The following is a 19,291-nucleotide window of genomic DNA, read 5'->3' as shown; positions in this document are numbered from 1 at the left end:
CCCGCATATGCTGAAATCGGTTTTTTCATCTTTCTTTTTGCCTCGTCTGAGGATCCGGCATTCTCCGTCCGGACGCTGGATTTCTTCGCCCGGATTGCCGCGCGACGTTGTAGTTGCTTCCGTGTTCGCAAATATCATGGGGCTGGCGATGCCGCTGGCCATTCTTCAGGTTTATGACCGCGTTCTGCCAAATGCTTCCACCGACACGCTGCTTGTGCTCATCCTCGGGGTGACTGTCGTTCTAATTGCCGATGCTGTCATCAAGGTCTCCCGTACCGCGGTCGTCGGCAGGCTCGGGGCAGGGTTCAATCATCAGGCGCACACCGAACTTTTCCGCCGGGTGCTTGATGCCGAGCCATCCCAGTTTGCCAAAACGCCTGTTTCCGTACAGGTACACCAGCTTCGGGCGTTGCAATCGGTTGCAGATCACTATGGCGACCAGAACCGCCTTCTCGCCATCGACCTGCCTGCGGGGGGGATCTTCCTGGCAGCGCTCATCTTCATCGCAGGGCCGCTGGCGCTGGTGCCGATCACCTTGCTGGGCATCTTCATGCTATTTGCCCTCAACAGAAACAAGGTGCTGCAGCAGGTTGTCGCCGACCGGGCAGATCAGGACGATCGCAAATCCGATTTCATACTGGAGGTACTGTCCGGCGCCAAGACCGTGAAGTCCCAGGCGATGGAAGCGCTGATCATGCGCCGCTTCGAGCGATTGCAGCGGGCAACGGCAGAGCTCAGCTCCAGATATATGCGCTTGTCCGGCCAGGCGAGGGATGCCTCCGCACTTTTTGGAACCCTCACGACGATCTTTGTGGTCATCTGCGGCGCGTTGATGGCCATCTATGGCAATTTCAGCGTCGGCGGTGTCGCTGCCAGCACACTCTTGTCCGGTCAGTTCGTGCAGCCCTTCCTTCGCGCGATCAACCAGCTGACAGACATGCAACGACTGAAGCACGACTACGCTCAGGTCAATTCGCTCTTCAAGCTGCCGGAGGTTGCGAAGCAGGAGCCTTTGACGGTCGATACCGACGGTTCCATTCACCTGATCAACGTGTCAGTCGAACTGGGCGAAAGCCAGCGCCGGGTGTTCGAGGACATCAACCTGACAATCGAAGCCGGACAATTCGTCGGTTTCCGCGGTGCGGACGGCAGCGGCAAGTCCACACTCATGAAATTGCTGACCGGTGAAATGACGCCGACGACCGGCAAGGTCATGATCGGCGGGCAGGATTATGATGGCCTCCACCAACATGCACTACGCAAGACCGTTGCCTATGTCGACAACCAGTCTGCTATCTTCAACGGCACGATCCTTGAAAACATCACGATGTTCGGTGCCGTATCCGACATCGCTCATGCGCGTATGGCAGCAAAGCTGATCGGGCTTGAAAAGGAAATCCATCTCTTGCCGCGCGGTTATGAAACGCAGCTGGGGTCAGACCTGGGCGGGAAGGTTCCTGCAGCTACCTTGCAGCGTATCTGCATTGCAAGGGCATTGGCAGGCGAGCCGAAGATCCTGATCCTGGACGAGGCGAATGCGCAACTGGACCAACAGGCAGAAAAGGCGCTTGTCGATGCGCTGATCCGTCTGAAGGGCTATCTGACGGTTATCATCATCAGCCACCGTCCTTCCATGCTGGCAGTCGCGGATCACCAATACGAACTCAGGGACGGCAGCGTGCATGACCTCGGCACGATGAACGTCACCGGCGCACCTCAGAAAATGGGGATGCCGGCGTGAGCAGACCGCTATTCAACCTCGAGGACGTCCACGCTGCCGACAACGCCGTACACCGCCAGTGGCGCGATCTGTCGGCCGAACTGGCAGCCGATGGGACCGCCACAGGGCGGCTAGGACTTCCTGAAGACGGGGCGGCGCCCGCCGAAAGGTGCCTGATCCCGCTTTTGCGGGAGATGCGCTGGCAGGGCAATGACCGGCTCCTGTTCGAGGCATTGCCGCACTTCGACCGGATTGAAACTTTCCAAGTCTTGCGGACCGTCCTCAGCCGCTTGACAGTCAAGACGACACCTTTTCATGGAAGTGCCGGGGAACTGACCCATGCACAGATGCCGTGTCTGCGTGTAACCAGGGACGACGTTCAGGTTCTCGTTGGAAAAACCGGAACGGGTGAGTTTCGCGCCTATTCCGGTCGCCAGGGAGAGGCAATTTCCGTTCCTGCTGCCGATATTCTGAAAAACGAGATCTATCTCGCTGCCGAAGACACTGAGGAACAGGGGCAGGTTCAAAACAACCGAAGCTGGTTCTCGACCGTTTCCAAACGGTTCCGGACCAGTATCATCTCCATTCTGGCCCTCGGTTTTGTTCTCAACATTCTCGCTCTTGCACCGCCGTTGTTCATTATGGCGATCTACGACAAGGCAATGGGAGCAAAATCGACCGAGGTGCTTCTGACCATGGCGGTCGGCGTTGGAATCATTCTTCTGTGCGAAGTTGCGCTGCGCAGAATGAAGACATGGCTACAATCCTATCTCGGCGGACGGGTTGATGCGATTGTCGGCAACAAGACCTTTGAGCGCATCCTGCATCTTCCATATGCGATGCTGTCCGAAGCGCCGATCGGCACCCAGGTCATGCGGCTGCGCTATTTCGACAGCGTGCGCGACATATTCCAGAGTTCGCTGTTCAACGCGATTGTCGATATTCCCTTCACGCTGATCTTCATTGTCGCGATCTTCCTGATCGGCGGACCGGTTGCGCTGCCGCCGCTCGCACTGCTGACCATCTACACGCTGCTGGCCGTTTATGTCCTGCCCAAGGTCCAACGCGAAGTCGCTGCCGTTGGCGAGCAGAAGTCGAAACTCAACAGTTTCATGATCGAGACCTTTCGCAACCAGCGGGCTCTCAGGAACCTTTCTGTAGAAGATACCTGGCTGGAGCGATTTTCGGCGCTTTCCACCAACTTCAACAAACTCAACATCCATGCACGTCATATCACGCATGTGCTGCAGACACTGTCGCAGACGCTGATGACCATTTGCGGTGTCCTGGTTCTGGGGATCGGGGCAATGCGTGTCATGGAAGGAGAGATGAGCCTGGGCGCCCTGATTGCCACAATGGCCCTCAGCTGGCGGGTTCTGAACCCGATGAACCAGGCATTTCTCAGCATCACGCAGCTCGCGCAAAGCCGCACGGTGATCGAACAGATCAACAACCTCATGAAAGTGCAGCTCGAGCGCGAGCCGGGGCATCTGCCGAAAATCACACGTGACATTCGCGGTGATCTGAAAGTGTCCTCACTCGTCCTCAGGTATCCAGGGGCAACGGAAGCCTCGCTGAAGGGCCTTGAGCTGACGGTGAAGGAAGGCGAAACAGTTGCCATCACGGGCCCGAGCGGCTCGGGCAAGACCGCATTGTTCCAGGCTGTCATCGGCTTGTTTCAGCCCCAGGTGGGGTCCATCCTGTTCGACGGTCTGGATGTGCGCCAGCTGGATACCGCAGAGTGGCGCTCTTCCATTGGCTATGCACCCGACGATCTCGACTTCTTTTACGGCACGGTAAAACAGAACCTGCTGATGTCGGATCCGGGTGCTACCGACGAACGTCTGATCGAGGTCACCGGTAAACTTGGCTTGCTGTCCTACCTGGAGGAGAACTTCAACGGACTTGAAACGCGCCTCAATGGCGAGGTCCTGAAGCAGATCCCGGACAACATGAAGCAGCGCATTGTTTTGGCCCGTGCCTTCGTGAAGGCGGCACCGCTCTATCTGTTCGACAATCCGGGAACGCATCTCGATTTCGAGGGCGACAAGAAATTCATGGCGATGATCGAGGAACTCAAGGGCAAGGCGACCATCCTCATCAACACCCAGCGGCCTAGCCACATGAAAATGGCCAACCGGGTAGTCGTGCTCAGAGGTGGCCAGATTGCGATGATTGGGCCACCGGAACAAGTAGTACCGGCACTCATGGGACAGACTGCAAAAGCCGGGTAGGCAGCTTTCTTACCGAAGATACCAAAAAGCCCGCCGGATTGCTCCGACGGGCTTTTTTATTGGTGGTGCCGCTTCTTAGAAGACGGATTTTACTGCTTTCACAGTTGCATCAACAACCTTGTCGATTTCAGCTTCAGAAATGCACAGGGGAGGGGCGAACCCCAGGATGTCACCCTGCGGCATCGCCCGGCCGATGACGCCTTCCTTCAACAGGGCAGCTGCAACCTGTGGGCCGGTTTTGCTTGCCGGATCGAGATAGGTTCTGCTGGCCTTGTCCGATACAAATTCGATCGCGCAAAGCAGACCGTCGCCGCGGATGTCGCCAACGTTGGCGTGATCTCCGAGCGCATTCTTAAGTGCATTCTTGAAGTAGGCACCTGCGGACCCGGCATTCGCCACCAAGCCGAGACTGTCGATAAGCTTGAGGTTCGCAACACCGGCTGCGGCACCGATCGGGTGTGCGGAATAGGTCCACCCATGGCCGATCGGACCAAATTCGTCGGTACCGTCCTCCAGCACCTTCCAGACCTTGTCGGAAACGATGGAGCCGGACAGGGGAGCATATGCCGATGTCAGGCCTTTTGCGATGGTGATGAAATCCGGCTGAATACCGTAGTGGTCTGAGCCGAACATCGTGCCGAGACGTCCAAAGCCTGAAACAACTTCATCTGCGATCAGCAGAATGTCGTGTTTCTTGAGCACGGCCTGAATGGCCTCCCAGTACCCGCTTGGGGGCGGTACGATCCCGCCCGTACCAAGGGCCGGTTCGCCAATGAAGGCTGCAATGGTGTCAGCGCCTTCGCGTTCGATCAGGGCTTCCAGGTCAGCAACGCAATAGGCAACAAATTCCGCTTCGGACTGGGAAAGGTCTTCCCTGCGGAAATAGTCGGGCGCGACCGTGTGCAGAACCTGTGAAAGCGGCAGGTCGAACTTCTTGTGAAACAACTCGAGGCCCGTCAGAGAACCGGTCATCAGGCCCGAGCCGTGATAGCCGCGCCAGCGCGAGATGATCTTCTTCTTCTCCGGGCGGCCGAGAATGTTGTTGTAGTACCAGACCAGCTTGATGTTGGTTTCGTTCGCATCCGATCCGCCCAATCCGAAATAGACCTTGGACATGTGGTCGGGCGCTCGCTCCATCACCATCTGTGCAAGCGTGATTGAGGCTTCGGTGCCGTGGCCGACGTATGCGTGGTAATAGGCCAGTTCACGAGCCTGCTCCGCAATGGCGTCAGCAATTTCGGAACGGCCATAGCCGACGTTGACGCAATAAAGACCGGCGAATGCGTCCAATAGTTTGGTGCCGTCACGGTCTTCGATATAGACGCCGCTGCCACCGGTGACGATCCGGTTAGGGCTCTCTCCGCGCGCATGTTGGGCGAGGTGGGTCGAGGGATGGAAGAAGTTCTCTCTGTCCCAGGCATCCAGTTGGTCGTTCTTGAGCATATTCAAGTCCTTCTAGTGTTGGTTGGGCCAGGTCAGCTCCAGTCCCGGCAGACGTATTTGATTTCGGTGAAGGCCTCCAGTCCGTAGCGGGCACCTTCGCGGCCAAGGCCAGATTGTTTCACGCCTCCAAAGGGGATCGGATAGCCGGTCACTTTTGTGCGATTGACGGCAACCATGCCGTATTGAAGCGCGCGGCTTGCACGGTAGATGCGGCGCGGGTCCTGCGTGTGGAGATAGGCGATAAGGCCGTATTCGGTGTCGTTTGCCCATGCGATGGCGTCCTCCTCCTTATCGAAGGCTGCCAGGGCTGCCACCGGACCAAATGTTTCTTCCCGGAAAATTGATGCATCAGCGGGAGTGTCCGCCAGAACGGTCGGCTGATAAAACAATGGGCCGGCCGCGTGACGGTGGCCACCGGTGAGGAGACGCGCGCCTCGTGCGAGTGCATCTCGAACATGGTCCTCCTGCTTGGCAACCGCCCGCTCATGCATCAGCGGTCCGATGTCAGGATCTTCAAGCCCAGGTCCAACAGACAAGGCTTCAACACGGTTGGTGAAGGCTTCGCAAAACGCCAGGTAGACCGGTCTTTCAACCAGAATGCGATTTGCCGCGAGGCAATCCTGACCGGATGTTGCGAATTTCGCGGCGATTGCCTGATCGACGGCATGATCAAGATCAGCATCTGCAAACACGAGGAAGGGGGCGTGGCCGCCGAGTTCCAGCACAAGTCGTTTTACAGTCTGAGCACCCTGCGAATAAAGAAGCCGTCCGATACCCGTCGATCCGGTGAACGAAACCGCCCTGACGCGCGGGTCTGACATCCACGGTTTCACGATGTCTTCCGCGTTCCCGGGAAGCACGTTGAAAACACCTGCCGGAAGCCCTGCCTGGTCAGCAAGTTCAGCTAGTGCCAGTGCGGAATACGGCGTTTCCTGTGAAGGGTGCACGACAACGGTACAGCCGGCAGCGAGTGCGGCAGCTGCTTTTCGCGTGATCATCGCGCATGGAAAGTTCCACGGCGTGATCAACGCGGCAACGCCAACAGGTTCCCGCCAGACTTCCATCTCTGCGTCAGGCAAGTGGGAAGTGATGCTCTCGATATTCGGTCGTTTGGCCTCTTCGGCGTAAAACGATACGAAGGAGGCTGCATAATCGATCTCGCCGCGGGATTCCGAAAGTGGTTTCCCCTGCTCACGCGTCATCAGACGAGCCAGATCTTCCCTGTTTTCCAAGATCAAGTCGTGCCAGGCCAACAGAAAGGATGCTCTTTCCTGAGGTAGCAAGGTGGACCAACTCGAAAAGGCGTCATCGGCGGCATCGATAGCTTCGGCGGATTGTGCGCTGGAAAGAGATGTCACTTCTCCGAGAAGACTTCCATCCGCCGGATCGGTTACTTGAAACACGGCACCATCACGTGCCGCTGCCCAACGTCCATCGACATAGGCGAAGTGCTTTACCAGGTGACGGTTGTCGATCAGGTGAAAAAGCGAGCTTTCAAGGGATGTCTCGGCAAGGATTCGGGACTGCATGGCGTTGCTCTCCAAAGTGGTGAGCAGAGCCTAGAATGGCACCCGGGAACGAAACGCCTTTTCTTGACAAGCTTGGCAGCTGTTTCGTTCTTATTCGGAGTTGTCAGCAGTTGTATCTGTTCCAAGCATCCCGGCCAGCAACATATCCAGTGCTGGAGCAGCGCTCTGTTTCACCGGTTTTGTCACCACGTAAGTGAAGTAGCGAACGACGCCAAGGCCGCGGTCCAGCAGGGCATCCATGAACCGCTGATAGCTGTCGATGTCACGCGTGACGGTCTGCATCAGATAATCGAGCCCGCCACCGATCGCCCAGCAGGCAACGACTTCATCGCAATTGCGGATTGCCCGCTCAAAGGCCTGAAAATATTCGGCGCGGTGATGTTCCAGTTCGAGCGTCACGAAAACGGTGACATGAGGCGCGAGATTCTTGAGCGAGAAACGCGCGCCATATCCTTCGATGATACCAGCAGCCTCAAGCCTCTCAAGACGCTTCCAGCATGGGCTCGGGCTAAGATTTATACGCTTTGCGAGATCCGCTTTGGAAATGCGTCCTTCCTCGGCAAGTACCTTCAGGATTTCCAGATCTCGGTTGTCCAGTTTCAGCATCAATGTCTCTTGCCGGTTCAGGAAACGAGCATCGTGCCCGCATTTGCCTTCTTGACCTTGCCAAGAGAAAGCGTGGCAATGGCCGTATCCTGAACGCCGGTGCCGGTCAAATCGCAGACGGTGATATCGGCATCACCAGTCCTGCCTTGCGCCTTGCCTGAAACAATCTCACCGAGTTCACGTACACGGCTCACATCCTGCAAGGTGCGGTTCTCAAGGGCGGAACGCAGCTCTCCGAGTTTTTCGCATTGGCTTATCCGATCGCAGACCAGGACATCGGCCTTAGCCAGGATCTCCGGGGCAAGTTCATTCTTGTCCTCCTGATCAGATCCCATTGCAGTGATATGCAAGCCGGGATGCAGACAATCCGCGCCCAGGATAGCCTCCTTCGCAGGGGTCGTGGTGACGACAAGTTGGCTGTCGGCTACCAGTTGCTGCCGTTCCTCGGTTGCGACCACGTCTATCCCGAGCGCTGCAGACATATCCTTGGCCAGGGCTCTGGCCTTGTCACGGTCTCGTCCCCAGACCAGCGCCCTTTCCGCAGGCCGTACCTTTGCCGCCGCAATCAGCTGCAACCTGGCCTGAACGCCGGTTCCCAAAATGCCGATCGTTGAAACGACTGCAGGCGCAAGGTGGCGTGCCGCAACCGCTCCGGCTGCAGCCGTGCGGATGTCGGTCAGATAACCATTGTCCAGATAGACAGCCTGAACCAGACCGGTTTGCGCTGAAAAAAGCACCATCAACCCGTTGAGACTTGAAAGCCCGAGAGCAGGGTTGTTGAAAAAGCCAGGAGATACCTTGATCGCGAAACCGTCGAGACCTGGCACGTAGGCGGTTTTCACATCAACTTCCGCATTCACCTCCGGCAGGGCCATGGACAACACGGGAGGCATAACGACTGTTCCGGTTGCCAACTTTGCAAATGCTTTTTCAATGCAGTCGATGACTTCAAGATCAAGATGAACAGCCCGGCGCAGATCGGCCTCGTTCACCAACCTGATTTCATGCGCCATAAGGTTTTCCCTCCAACAGATAGTCCCCAAGCATAACGTCCTGACCGGTCATGACTTTTGTGAATTGAACCATGTCGACATTTCGACCCGTAATAATCGTTGCGACCGGACCTTTTGGCGCGGTCAGCTTTCCGGCCAGGATTGCTGCAATGCCAACCACGCAAGCGCCTTCCGCGACATGACTATCCTCGTAGTAAAGAGCCTGCATGGCCCGGTAGATTTCGCCTTCAGTTACCAGAATGATCTCGTCCAGAAGATCCCGGCACATTGCGAAGGAAAGCCGGTTGTCGAGGCCTATGCCGCCTCCAAGCGAATCCGCGAGGCTTGCTACCTCTGGCACTTCCACTGGCCGGCCGGCGTCGATCGATGTTTTCATCGCCGCGCCTCTGTCCATGGTCAGTCCGACAACACGGACCTGTGGGTTAATGGATTTTGCGGCAAGCGCGACACCCGCGGCAAGCCCGCCTCCTGACAGGGGGACCAAAAGGGTGTCGAGGTTTGGAACATCTTCCAGAATCTCAAGTCCGATGGTGCCTTGGCCTGCAATCACGTATGGATCGTCGAACGGTGAGATTTCAAAGACGCCGGTTGCCTGACCCAGCTTACGGCACTCGGCAAGGGCATCGTCCTGGCTGTTGCCGACGATGCGAGTTTCAGACCCAAGGGCTCTGATGCCATCCAGCTTGGTCTGCGGAACTAGGGATGACATGCAGATCACGGCGTTCAAACCAAGTTCCCGTGCCGCATAGGCAACTCCGCGGCCATGATTTCCGGTCGAACAGCATGTGAGCGTCGTGGTGCCTTCGGGCGCATTGCGGGCCGCATTCGTCGCACCGCGCAACTTGAACGCGCCTGTTGGCTGCATCGTCTCCATCTTCAGGAAAAATGGCTGTCCGGTTTGTTCTGTCATGAATCGCGAGGGCAGGAGGGGTGTCCTGACCACTCGCCCGGCGATGGCTCTTCGCGCTTCGAAAATATCCGTAAGCGTCAGTTGCATGGACTGTTTCCGGTATCGCTCGTGGTCATCATGAAGATCCTGCAAGGGGGAACATCCTCATTTGTGTACAAATGACCCATAAAGTGCAAGTGATGATGTTTGAATGTGTTTATTTTCTTGATTTCTGAAATGGCTGAGTTCTTATTTGTGTACAAATAAACGACGAGGCCCAATCATGCCAGGTCACGACCTTCCTTTCAGCAGTGCCGAGTATCAACGCCGTCTCGATCTTGTCCGTACCGACATGTCCAAACGGGGAATAGATGTCCTGTTTCTCGAGGACCCTTCCAATATGGCCTGGACCACTGGCTATGACGGATGGTCTTTCTATGTGCATCAGGGGGTCGTTGTCTTTCTGGACGAAGAACCGATCTGGTGGGGACGCAGGCAAGATGCCAATGGTGCCCGTCGAACTGTCTGGATGGACGACGCACGCGTCGCTTCCTACGCCGATCATTTCATTCAGTCGTCTGAACGCCACCCCATGCAGGACCTTGCCAGGCTGCTGGAATTGAGGGGGTGCGCGAACAAGAAGATTGGCGTTGAACTTGAGAACTACTACTTCTCGGCCAAGGCGTTCCTGACGCTGCAGAGTGAGATGCCGAACGCTGAATTCATCGACGCCACAAGCATGGTCAACTGGTTGAGGGCGGTCAAATCCGACGAAGAACTCGTGTTCATACGCAAGGCAGCCAGGATTTCCGAGAAAATCATGGACGGCGTCTTGGAGCGTGTTGTGCCGGGTATGCGCAAGGCCGACCTTGTTGCAGAGATCTACGCCGACGCCATCCGAGGATTGGATGACGCCTGGGGGGACTACCCGGCTATCGTGCCGCTGCTTCCAAGTGGCGCGGATGCGTCCGCTCCGCACCTGACGTGGGACGGACGTTTCATGCAGGAAGGGGAGGCGACATTTTTCGAACTTTCCGGCTGTTTTCGCCGCTATCATGCCCCGTTGTGCCGCACCGTTTTCCTTGGCAAGCCGGAACAGTACCTGCTTGATGCCGAGAAGGCGTTGGTCGAGGGGCTCGAAGCCGGCCTGGACACCGCAAGGGCCGGCAATACCGCGGGTGACATCGCACGTGCATTGGCGAAACCTCTTGAGGCCGCGGGGATCGAGCGTGGCGCGCGGGCAGGGTACCCGATCGGCATTTCCTATCCACCTGATTGGGGCGAACGCACAATTTCCATTCGCGAAGAAGACAACACCGTTCTGAAGCCCGGCATGACCTTTCACTTCATGCCGGGGCTTTGGATGGATGGGTGGGGACTGGAAATCACCGAGAGCATCCTCATCAAGGAAAACGGGCCTGCAGAATGCCTGTGCAACAGGCCCCGCAGATTGTTCGTGAAGTCCTGAGGTGAATATGCGCTCGGACTTGTTGACCCGGACGATTTCCATACTGGATCGCCTGATCGGTTTTCCGACGGTTTCGGCAGACAGCAATCTTGAATTGATCAGCTTTGCCGCGACCCTGCTTCGTGAAGCTGGTGCTCAAGTGACGGTATCCAAGGATGCGACCGGCAAGAAAGCCAACCTGTTCGCAACAATTGGCCCAAATGTCTCCGGCGGAATTGTCTTGTCAGGGCACACGGACGTCGTCCCGGCAGATCCCGTGGAATGGACCAGCAACCCGTATCAGATGCGTGAAGAACGCGGCTTGCTGTACGGGCGAGGCAGTTGCGACATGAAAGGCTATATCGCTGCGGTCCTCGCGAAATCGCAGGACTATGCGCTACTCGACCTGAAACGTCCGCTGCATGTCGCCTTGACCTATGATGAGGAAGTCGGCTGCTTTGGCGCAAGGCATCTGGTTGAGGAACTGAAGCGCAGTGATATTCGTCCTTCCGTAGCGATTATTGGTGAGCCGACGGAAATGCGGGTCATTGAGGGGCACAAGGGGTGTTACGAATATACGACAGCGTTCCACGGCACCGATGGGCATGCCTCCGAACCGGACAAGGGTGTCAACGCTATCCACGTCGCCGCCGCATTCATCACCAGGATGATGGAGCTGGCAGAAACCATGAAGGACAAGTCAGGTCCGGACAGCGAGCGCTACTCACCGCCATGGACCACACTTCAGGTTGGCCGGATAGACGGCGGCTCTGCACGCAATGTCATTGCTCGGCATTGCGCGGTGGAGTGGGAAATGCGCCCGGTTCGGATGCAGGACGCAATTGAGATAAAGTCTGCCCTCGAAGCCTATTGCCAGGACGTGCTGTTGCCTCAAATGACGTCCGTCTATCCCGATGCTGAGATTGTCACCGAAATTATAGGAGAAGTCGCCGGACTGGCCGTGATGCCGGAAAACGAAGCAAGGGACATCGTTACATCGCTCACTGGCGCAAACCTGTGTGATGTCGTTTCATTTGGCACTGAGGCCGGGTTGTTTCAGGCCCTGGGGCTTTCCGTTGTGGTTTGTGGCCCGGGCTCCATCGCACAGGCGCACAAGCCTGATGAATATCTGGCCGTTGACCAGCTCGAAAAATGTCTCGACATGCTCACGGGACTGGAAAGGACCTTGTTACAGGCCTCATGACCGATCAGGACATAACAGCGACGGCCGACGTTGCAGACCTGTTGAACCAGGCCGCAAGCGCCCAGGAACGGTTTCAGATCATGTATTCCGTTCTGAGAGACCGGATCTGCATGCTTGTCTATCCTCCTGGAATGCAACTGAGTGAAGAGGCATTGGCATCGGAATTCGGTGTCAGTCGCTCGCCATTGCGCAAGGCACTGCAGATACTCGAAGCAGACGGGCTGCTGTTGTCGCAGCAAGGCGTAGGCACACTTGTGACTGAAGTGGATCTGGAAGAACTGGCGCAGGTCTATGAACTCAGGCTTGAGTTGAATGAATTGACCGGCAGGTTGGGCCCGCGGTCTCTCGACTCGGAACTGGAAGCCACATTCAACAGTCTCAAAATTCGGGCGGAGCGATTGAGCTCAACGCCGGATCGTGCGGTTTTTGCCCGACTCAATATCGATTTCTTTCAGGCCTTTTTGCAGCTCACACTGAACATGCCGCTGCGCGAGGTTTCTGAAAAGCTGTTCTACAAGACCTGTCGCATCTGGCTGACTTTGATAGATGAGAAGGACCTGCCAACAGAGGTCGCCATCTTCTGTGGCGAAATCGCGGAAATTTCGAATGCTGTGCGACTTGGAGACTTCCAGGCCGCAGCCTTGATTAGGCGAGCACATCTCTCCATGGGGTTCAACCGACTGAAAACCGCTACACGACAAAGCACCGACCGGATGGCCGGTTAGCCAAGGGCTTCTTGGAACTTCCGGGGTTGGTTGAACGAATAAGACCGCCCCCGGAAGCGATTGTGGTGGGATACAATCAGTTGCTTCCGGGAGCGGCCCGGGCTTTCAAAGAAGATGAACGAACTTCTTTGAACGGTTAATTCTTTCAATGGCCTCAAACAAAAGCGGCGTTTTCACCTCAAATACGCTCGGTGTGCCTAGTTATTCCTAAAAAAATCAGTGTCTCTTTGCCATTTTCGTCAGTTTTCTGACTGTAGAAGTCGTGATCTTGCAATCGGATTCTACGTTTCGCTGAACGTATTTTCCTTTTTCGAGAGAATATTCGAGAAATACACTAAGTTCGTTTGCATGAGCGACAAGCACTCTGTGACCGGAAACCACTGTGTCGGTTACTTCCAGATCCTGACCCCAGGCCCAGCCACCATAAGAAGTGCCACCGCTGGACCTGAGAACGATTTCGAAAAAATTGCCCCCGTCGCTTTCAGGCATTTTGAAAACGAGATCCAGATTGTCTTCGTCGTCTTTCGTCGGCTCTCCCGCACCAAGCCAGACGGAACTGATATTTGCGGAGATCAAATCGCCAAGAGGATAAAATGGAGAACCTTCGTACCAAAGAAATTCCGTAATAACGGATCCTATGTCATTAGCCCTTTCAAATGGTCGTACATTGTCTCCGTACCCCGCATAGGTCCTCCTGAAGGAGATCTTACCAGACATGAATGGTTTCCTTACTATCTGATAATACGTAGTTTTTTGCTATTGGCCGCGAAGTGTGATCACTCTTCGTCCCTTCGGCAAAGCTACATTCCCAATAGCGCCGTCACACAGGCGTGACTCCGTCACGGCAGTGGTGTTCTTCTGTGGGGGGAACTGTGTTAGAAAAAATTACCAGGGGGCAACGTGATGAATAAAAGTAGTTCAGGCACTAATATTCGACTACTTGGCGTTCCGTCAGTGTATTACTCGCGGAATACCCCTTTTCCTGCCAAGGGATACGCGTTGCTTGCAGTATTGTTGCTTGTTCCTGGCAACGAGCTTGCGCGTCAAAAGGCGGCTGCCCTGCTTTGGGAGGATGTCGCTCAAACCAGGGCCATGGCAAACCTCAGGCAACTGCTTGTGAGGGTTCAAAGCAGGCAGCCCGAAGCCGGACCGCTCATTGAAACGACCCAGACCAGAATCAGTCTTGGGCCCGGGGCGCAAAGTTCCGATCTGGCCGCTTTTCTCCAGTCCTGCAAGGCTACCGACCTTGAAGGCATGATGTCCGGGATAGAGCAGTTCACCGGTGAACTGCTCGATGGCATGGAGTTCGAAGGTGAACAGCTGAACCTTTGGCTGCTGACCGAGCGCGCGAGCCTGAGGGAGAAACTGTTTAACAGAGCAGCAGCAGCCCTTGAGGAAACAACACGCTTCGGAGCGGATCGTGGCGGCAACATCGGCAAGATCGCTGATCGGCTTCTGGCTTTCGAACCTGACAGCCCCGAATGCTATCGTATCATTTCAAAAGCTTATGGCAGGTGTGGCGATCAGGATGGCGTCGATCGTATCGACCGGTTGATGAATTCGGTTCTCAATCCTGCCTTGCCTCGTGTGCCTGGCAATACAAGCAGCAAGCCTTCAGGAACAGTCTGGGTCGCACCGACGGGGGTCAAACCGGTTGAGGAGCGTCCGGCACCTCCCAAACCACCGGTTCCGCGCGTTGCCTTTTCGTCGCCCCGCCACATCGATCAACATCCGGATGCGCAGCTTGCCGAGGCATTCGTCGAGGATGTCGCGAACAGTTTCTCCAGATTCAAGACATTTGTCGTGGTCTCGCCGTTCAGTACGATGCGTGACTTTCGCGGCGGCAATTTAAGCAACTGGGAAAAAATTCGGTCCAACTACTCCGTGCAGAGTTTTCTGCTCCCGGGCAGCCAAAAGATTTCCTTTACCGTTATCGATGACGGCACAGGGGAGATCATCTGGTCTGCGGAGTATTCGATGGAGCCGGAGGACCTTCACTATACCTTCCGGCTTCTTGCAAAAACCGTGGCAGCCAATCTCGCCCAGCAGATCGAGCGACAGATGCTCGACTCCGGTCGGTCGATCAATGCCCAGAGCTATCTGCACGTCTTGCGGGGGCAGAACCTCATCAAGACCTGTAATCTGAGCATGATCCGCCGGGCCAGAAAGGAATTCCGGCAAGGTCTCACGTACGACAAGGACCTGTCCATCGCCCGCGCTCGCATAGCGCAGACAATGCAACTGGAATGGTTGCTGCTCGGGGGGACGGATCCGCACCTTCTTCACCGCGCCAAGGCGGAAGCGGACGCAGCCATCGAGATCGATTCGACGGCCGGTATCGGCTACTGGATGGCTGCGGTCATCGCGCTTTACCAACGTGATTACACGACCTCGGAAGCCAAGTTCCAGGAAGCCGAGACCTTGAGCCCCAACTCTTCGGATCTGCTCATACAGCACGCAGATGCGCTTGCGCATTTCGGCAAGCCCAAGGACGCCTGGAAGCGTTTCAAGCACGCGATCGATCTCAATCCACTTGCACCGGACATCTACTGGTGGGCGGGTGCGAGCATCGCCTTCAAGCTGGCCGACTACGCAGAGGCCGTCCGGCTGTGCAAGCAGATGGACGACGAGGAACCTGCATTGCGCGTCCTGACGGCAAGCCTCGCTCTCGACGGGCAAATCGAGAGCGCAAGGCAATATGCGCGGCGTCTCATGGACGTATATCCGGGGATGACCGCACAGGAAATCGTTCGCTTCCAACCAGACAAGAATCCAGAGAACAACAAGATCTTTCTGGAAGGGCTGAAACTCGCCGGCTTCGACTAGGTAAACCCATTTACAGGAGAAAATTATGCCTAATTCGTCATTTTACGTGATCGGAAAACGCGGTCATGGAGTTGTATTTTTGCGGATGGATCCGCTGCGCGTATCTCGTGTGTCGCACCAGACAATTCTGGCTTATGAAGCGCAAAATGCCGGTGTCGACGGCTATGCACGCATCGCCGCTGCTGCCCGCGTCCTGTTCGCCGAAAGTGACGGCAATCCGGAAACAAGCCTCAGCCAGGTCGAGTCGGAAGGTATCTACCAGGCAATCAAACAGGGCAGCACGATCTCGGATGTCGATTTTGCCTTCCTCACTGATGTCGATGACAGCGATTGGGATCTCAACAGGCTGAGCTGGGCGCCGATCCAGGATCCGGTTTCCAAGACCGGCTCTGGTTCTGATTCCGGAAATCCCGACACGCTTCAGGATGCCGTGCTTTCGGACGATTGATCCGGAAGGCGGCCTGACTGGCAAAATCGCACCGCTACAGGAGGTATTCGCTGTGCAATCCGATCCTTTCTCTCCGCAATTCCTGCGCAGCTTCGGCATTACCAGATTGGGTGAGATCACCGGGCTGGACACGATCGGGATCCCGGTCTGGTTCGCAACCAGGCCGAATTCCAGGTCTCTTTCCGTTTCCCAGGGAAAAGGTGTGACCGACGATCAGGCGAAGATTTCAGCGATCATGGAAGCCGTGGAATGTGCTGTCGCCGAACAACCGCGACAGCACGTCACGGAGTTCGCGACGATCGAAGACATGGCGCGCCAGCAAAGGAGCGTCATTCCGTTCTTTGATCTAGCAAGGGTCAACCCGCATCAGCTCGATCCGACCCGCCAGCGCGCCTGGGTTCCCGGAACGTCCCTGATTTCCGGCGAGCAACGCTTCGCGCCCTACGAATTGGTCGGGATGGACATGCGTAGCGACATGCCTTGGGACCGTCATGCCTTCCGAATGACATCCCAGGGGTTGGCGGCGCATTTCTCGATCGACAAGGCCATCGAACACGCCCTGCTCGAACTCGTGGAACATGACGCGTCCAGCGTGGTCGATACTTTCGGTTTGTTCGTCAACAATATCCGGGAGGTCACCGACTACAAGGGCGCGAACGCCGATCTAGACGCCATTCTGGAGAAGGTCTCAAAAGCCGGGCTTGATCTTCACATCTACGCCCTTCCAGGACGCGTGAAACTTCCGGTCATTGCCGCTGTCATCTCGCGGCAGGTGAATGGGCCAGCCGGTGTCATTTCGCGTGCTCCTGCCGGAATTGCCTGCCGGACGAACGTTGCCGAGGCGATACTCGCAGCCCTGCTGGAAGCGGTGCAGTCACGTCTGACGGACATCGCCGGTGCGCGCGACGACCTTGCGATGGATCGTTTTCAGCAGTCCAAGGATGGCGTAGCCAGGAAACAGCCACCACTCATTCCTCTTGCCAAACTTGAGGCTGAGTTCCGCCCTGCAAGGCAGTCGTCCATGGGGTGGCAGGATGTCCTGAAGCTGATGCGTGCGGCTGGCATTGAAGATGCCTACATGTTTCCGCTCAAATCGCCGGTCCCGGACGTTCACGTGGTGAGAACGATCGTCACAGGCCTTGACGCGCATTCCGGCAGCTTCTCCGAAATGTCCATGAACTCGATACTGCTGACGACGGAAGTGCTGAGCACTGCATGTTGAAACCCGTCGTTTTTGCAGGACCGAGCGTTCACGGCTTGGCCGGCGATCTTTTTGACGGCCTGGACGTATTCCCACCTGCGGCACGCGGAGACATTCTGCGAGCCGTGGGGCAGGGGCGCCGCGTGATCGGATTGATTGATGGTTACTTCAACTCCACCCCTTCTGTCTGGCACAAGGAAATCCTGTTCGCCCTACAGGAGGGGTGCAGGGTGTACGGCGCGGCCAGCATGGGTGCATTACGGGCTGCAGAGTGCTTCTCATTCGGGATGGTTGGTGTCGGGGCAATTTTTACAGACTATCAAGCGGGAAGTCGTCAATCGGATGCGGATGTTGCTGTTTCGCACGCTCCGGCAGAACTGGGCTATTGCCCGCTGACACTGGCGCTGGTGGATGCGGAGGCGACGCTGTCTGCAGCTTTGAAAGGCGCGTTCATTGCCGAGAGCGCACATGATGCATTGCTGAAAGCTGCAACCGGTCTGCATTTTTCCACGCGAACCTGGGTGCGCGTGCTGAGCGAAACAGGACTTTCCGAAGCTGAAAGCGCTCACTTTCTGAAGTGCCTGCCCGAGTTCGAGCAGAGCTTGAAACGGCAAGACGCTCAAAAGCTCCTGACCAATCTGAAAGAGAACATCGAGATTGAGACGCATGATGGTCAGGACAGTTGGAAAATACAGAACACCCTTTTTCTCAAGTCACTTGAAAAAGAAGTTCTCGGCAGGTGACAGCTAATGAAAATGGAGATTGTAAAAGCCAGAACCACATGGTCAATCGTGCCGGATTGTGGCGGTCTGATTGAAGCGATAGCGATCTCACTACCTCAAAAGGTCTTTGATCCCGGCAATCCTCACGCCGAAAAGATACTCGCCGCGATCGGAAATCTGCTCAAGGCCATGCCTTCGAGCGTTTCAATCCTGGTATTTGCAGATTCATTTAACGAGGCGGCTGCAAGAAGCTGGATCGAAACACAGACCGAGTGTCGGTATGACATGGTCCTGGCAGGCGCTAGGCCGCTTGAAAGTGCAGATATTTGGGCACAGGATTCCATCCTGGTACAAATGCGAGGCAACGACCTGCGGATTGCCGCTCCAGCATGCGACTGGCCCAGGGGCATCTTGCCGGGGTTATTGGCCGAACACCTCTCTGTCGCCTGCCACGATCAGCCACTCTTTTTGCCCGGTGGAGACCAGATCGTTGGTGAGGGCTTTCGTCTCATCGGTCACACAAGCCGGCTGAGATCAGCCTCCAACAAGTATGGCGGTGACAGCACTTTGCTTGCCGCTGATCGGCGCATCGGTGAACTCGATAACAGACCTGTCTGCTATTGGGGATACCGAAGACAAGACTTGTTCGAAAAGCCCACCGTCGATGCTCAAGAAATCAGGGCCGCCAAGAACACTGCAGATTCTAACCTTGAGGGAGACCTGGACTGGCAAACAGCGAATGATCTGCTCGGGGACCTTCCATTTTCCCATTTGCGGCCGGATCTGGTTACGAGCATTGAGCGGTGCGAAAGCCATGTCGACAGATATGTTTCTCCAACAGGTTTGCGCCACAACGGCAAGCACTTGTTATTGCTGGCAGACCCGGTGGCCGTGGCCGCAGAAGCCATCAGCAAGGCAAAACGGGAAAAGAGACTTCTCGATGCGTCGGAACATTGGTTGAGGGACCAGGGTTTCGAAATCATCCGCAATCCAGTTCCCTTTGGGGTCGACGTAAAGAACGCAGTCAGGCCGCGACTCTACAACAACGTTCTTCTGGAAAATGCGGTACGAGAGGGAAATGGCAAACCAATCATGTGGTTGCCATGCTTCGGCGAAGACAGCAGATTCACGGAATTCGATGCGGAGAACGCCAGGATCTGGAAGGATCTCGGCTTCGACCCCAAGCAGGCCTTTGGCTGGGAAAGCCTTGCCCATGCAAATGGCGCACTGCGCTGTGCCAGCAAGGTAATCAGACGGCAAGCAATTTGATCGAACGGAACTAGA

The 19,291-nt window shown here is 56.2% G+C and carries 16 protein-coding genes; 10 read left to right on the top strand and 6 right to left on the bottom strand.

From position 1 onward, the window contains the following. The first annotated feature begins 94 nt into the window (after nt 1-94). On the top strand, nt 95-1,741 hold the full coding sequence (locus ACP90_RS14970; protein WP_158514181.1) for an ABC transporter transmembrane domain-containing protein: 1,647 nt from the start codon (nt 95-97) through the stop codon (nt 1,739-1,741). Next, complete coding sequence (locus ACP90_RS14965) at nt 1,738-3,954, top strand: ABC transporter transmembrane domain-containing protein (protein ID WP_062488789.1); 2,217 nt, start codon at nt 1,738-1,740, stop codon at nt 3,952-3,954. The genes ACP90_RS14970 and ACP90_RS14965 overlap by 4 nt, the downstream gene beginning before the upstream one ends. A 75-nt stretch (nt 3,955-4,029) precedes the next feature. Here ACP90_RS14965 and ACP90_RS14960 read toward each other — a convergent pair whose 3' ends face one another. The 5 genes from ACP90_RS14960 to eutB form a co-directional block, all read right to left on the bottom strand. Beyond that, nucleotides 4,030-5,397: an aspartate aminotransferase family protein gene (locus ACP90_RS14960; protein WP_062488788.1), complete on the bottom strand. Its 1,368-nt coding sequence runs from the start codon at nt 5,395-5,397 to the stop codon at nt 4,030-4,032. Nucleotides 5,398-5,429: 32 nt separating this feature from the next. Next, nucleotides 5,430-6,926: an NAD-dependent succinate-semialdehyde dehydrogenase gene (locus ACP90_RS14955; protein ID WP_062488787.1), complete on the bottom strand. Its 1,497-nt coding sequence runs from the start codon at nt 6,924-6,926 to the stop codon at nt 5,430-5,432. A 90-nt stretch (nt 6,927-7,016) separates the two neighbouring features. After that, complete coding sequence (locus ACP90_RS14950) at nt 7,017-7,532, bottom strand: Lrp/AsnC family transcriptional regulator (RefSeq protein WP_201030401.1); 516 nt, start codon at nt 7,530-7,532, stop codon at nt 7,017-7,019. Between the two features lie 17 nt (nt 7,533-7,549). After that, a complete protein-coding gene (locus ACP90_RS14945) occupies nt 7,550-8,545 on the bottom strand; it encodes a cyclodeaminase (protein WP_062488786.1) in 996 nt (331 codons plus the stop codon). Next, the gene (gene eutB, locus ACP90_RS14940; protein ID WP_055654207.1) at nt 8,535-9,542 is read right to left on the bottom strand and encodes a hydroxyectoine utilization dehydratase EutB; all 1,008 of its coding nucleotides are present in this window, start codon (nt 9,540-9,542) and stop codon (nt 8,535-8,537) included. Before eutB ends, ACP90_RS14945 begins: the two co-directional genes overlap by 11 nt. 175 nt (nt 9,543-9,717) lie before the next feature. Here eutB and doeA point away from each other — a divergent pair, with 175 nt between their 5' ends. The 3 genes from doeA to ACP90_RS14925 are packed head-to-tail and all read left to right on the top strand — an operon-like array spanning nt 9,718 to nt 12,810. After that, nucleotides 9,718-10,902 (top strand): ectoine hydrolase DoeA, encoded by a 1,185-nt coding sequence (gene doeA / locus ACP90_RS14935; RefSeq protein ID WP_062488785.1) that lies wholly within the window; start codon nt 9,718-9,720, stop codon nt 10,900-10,902. Nucleotides 10,903-10,909: 7 nt separating this feature from the next. Next, entirely contained in the window at nt 10,910-12,085 is a 1,176-nt protein-coding gene (gene argE / locus ACP90_RS14930) for an acetylornithine deacetylase (RefSeq protein WP_082809746.1), read from the top strand. After that, nucleotides 12,082-12,810, top strand: coding sequence for a GntR family transcriptional regulator (locus ACP90_RS14925; RefSeq protein ID WP_062488784.1), 729 nt, complete (start codon nt 12,082-12,084; stop codon nt 12,808-12,810). Before argE ends, ACP90_RS14925 begins: the two co-directional genes overlap by 4 nt. A 216-nt stretch (nt 12,811-13,026) precedes the next feature. Here the strand turns inward: ACP90_RS14925 and ACP90_RS14920 are convergent, their stop codons facing one another. Beyond that, nucleotides 13,027-13,527, bottom strand: a complete 501-nt coding sequence (locus tag ACP90_RS14920; RefSeq protein WP_062488783.1) for a hypothetical protein — start codon at nt 13,525-13,527, stop codon at nt 13,027-13,029. Between the two features lie 282 nt (nt 13,528-13,809). On the opposite strand from ACP90_RS14920, the gene ACP90_RS14915 reads away from it, so the two are divergent. The 5 genes from ACP90_RS14915 to ACP90_RS14895 all read left to right on the top strand — a co-directional run bounded on the left by ACP90_RS14915 (nt 13,810) and on the right by ACP90_RS14895 (nt 19,276). Beyond that, on the top strand, nt 13,810-15,636 hold the full coding sequence (locus tag ACP90_RS14915; protein WP_145915778.1) for an SARP family transcriptional regulator: 1,827 nt from the start codon (nt 13,810-13,812) through the stop codon (nt 15,634-15,636). A gap of 85 nt (nt 15,637-15,721) precedes the next feature. Then, nucleotides 15,722-16,084, top strand: coding sequence for a hypothetical protein (locus tag ACP90_RS14910; protein WP_201030400.1), 363 nt, complete (start codon nt 15,722-15,724; stop codon nt 16,082-16,084). 52 nt (nt 16,085-16,136) lie between these two features. Then, complete coding sequence (locus ACP90_RS14905) at nt 16,137-17,306, top strand: YcaO-like family protein (RefSeq protein WP_158514180.1); 1,170 nt, start codon at nt 16,137-16,139, stop codon at nt 17,304-17,306. Beyond that, nucleotides 17,303-18,028: a TfuA-like protein gene (locus ACP90_RS14900; protein ID WP_062491654.1), complete on the top strand. Its 726-nt coding sequence runs from the start codon at nt 17,303-17,305 to the stop codon at nt 18,026-18,028. Before ACP90_RS14905 ends, ACP90_RS14900 begins: the two co-directional genes overlap by 4 nt. Before the next feature lie 6 nt (nt 18,029-18,034). Then, a complete protein-coding gene (locus tag ACP90_RS14895; RefSeq protein ID WP_062488779.1) occupies nt 18,035-19,276 on the top strand; it encodes a hypothetical protein in 1,242 nt (413 codons plus the stop codon). The last annotated feature ends 15 nt before the right edge of the window (nt 19,277-19,291 follow it).

The organism is Labrenzia sp. CP4 (assembly GCF_001579905.1).
GTDB lineage: Bacteria > Pseudomonadota > Alphaproteobacteria > Rhizobiales > Stappiaceae > Roseibium > Roseibium algicola.
This window is presented reverse-complemented; position numbering and strand designations above follow the sequence as displayed.

What these genes read in the sequence shown, in the direction of transcription:
- ACP90_RS14960 (WP_062488788.1), bottom strand. Translation starts at nt 5,397, where the DNA reads ATGCTCAAGAACGACCAACTGGATGCCTGGGACAGAGAGAACTTCTTC.
- ACP90_RS14955 (WP_062488787.1), bottom strand. Translation starts at nt 6,926, where the DNA reads ATGCAGTCCCGAATCCTTGCCGAGACATCCCTTGAAAGCTCGCTTTTT.
- ACP90_RS14950 (WP_201030401.1), bottom strand. Translation starts at nt 7,532, where the DNA reads ATGCTGAAACTGGACAACCGAGATCTGGAAATCCTGAAGGTACTTGCC.
- ACP90_RS14945 (WP_062488786.1), bottom strand. Translation starts at nt 8,545, where the DNA reads ATGGCGCATGAAATCAGGTTGGTGAACGAGGCCGATCTGCGCCGGGCT.
- eutB (WP_055654207.1), bottom strand. Translation starts at nt 9,542, where the DNA reads ATGCAACTGACGCTTACGGATATTTTCGAAGCGCGAAGAGCCATCGCC.
- doeA (WP_062488785.1), top strand. Translation starts at nt 9,718, where the DNA reads ATGCCAGGTCACGACCTTCCTTTCAGCAGTGCCGAGTATCAACGCCGT.
- argE (WP_082809746.1), top strand. Translation starts at nt 10,910, where the DNA reads ATGCGCTCGGACTTGTTGACCCGGACGATTTCCATACTGGATCGCCTG.
- ACP90_RS14925 (WP_062488784.1), top strand. Translation starts at nt 12,082, where the DNA reads ATGACCGATCAGGACATAACAGCGACGGCCGACGTTGCAGACCTGTTG.
- ACP90_RS14920 (WP_062488783.1), bottom strand. Translation starts at nt 13,527, where the DNA reads ATGTCTGGTAAGATCTCCTTCAGGAGGACCTATGCGGGGTACGGAGAC.
- ACP90_RS14910 (WP_201030400.1), top strand. Translation starts at nt 15,722, where the DNA reads ATGGATCCGCTGCGCGTATCTCGTGTGTCGCACCAGACAATTCTGGCT.
- ACP90_RS14895 (WP_062488779.1), top strand. Translation starts at nt 18,035, where the DNA reads ATGAAAATGGAGATTGTAAAAGCCAGAACCACATGGTCAATCGTGCCG.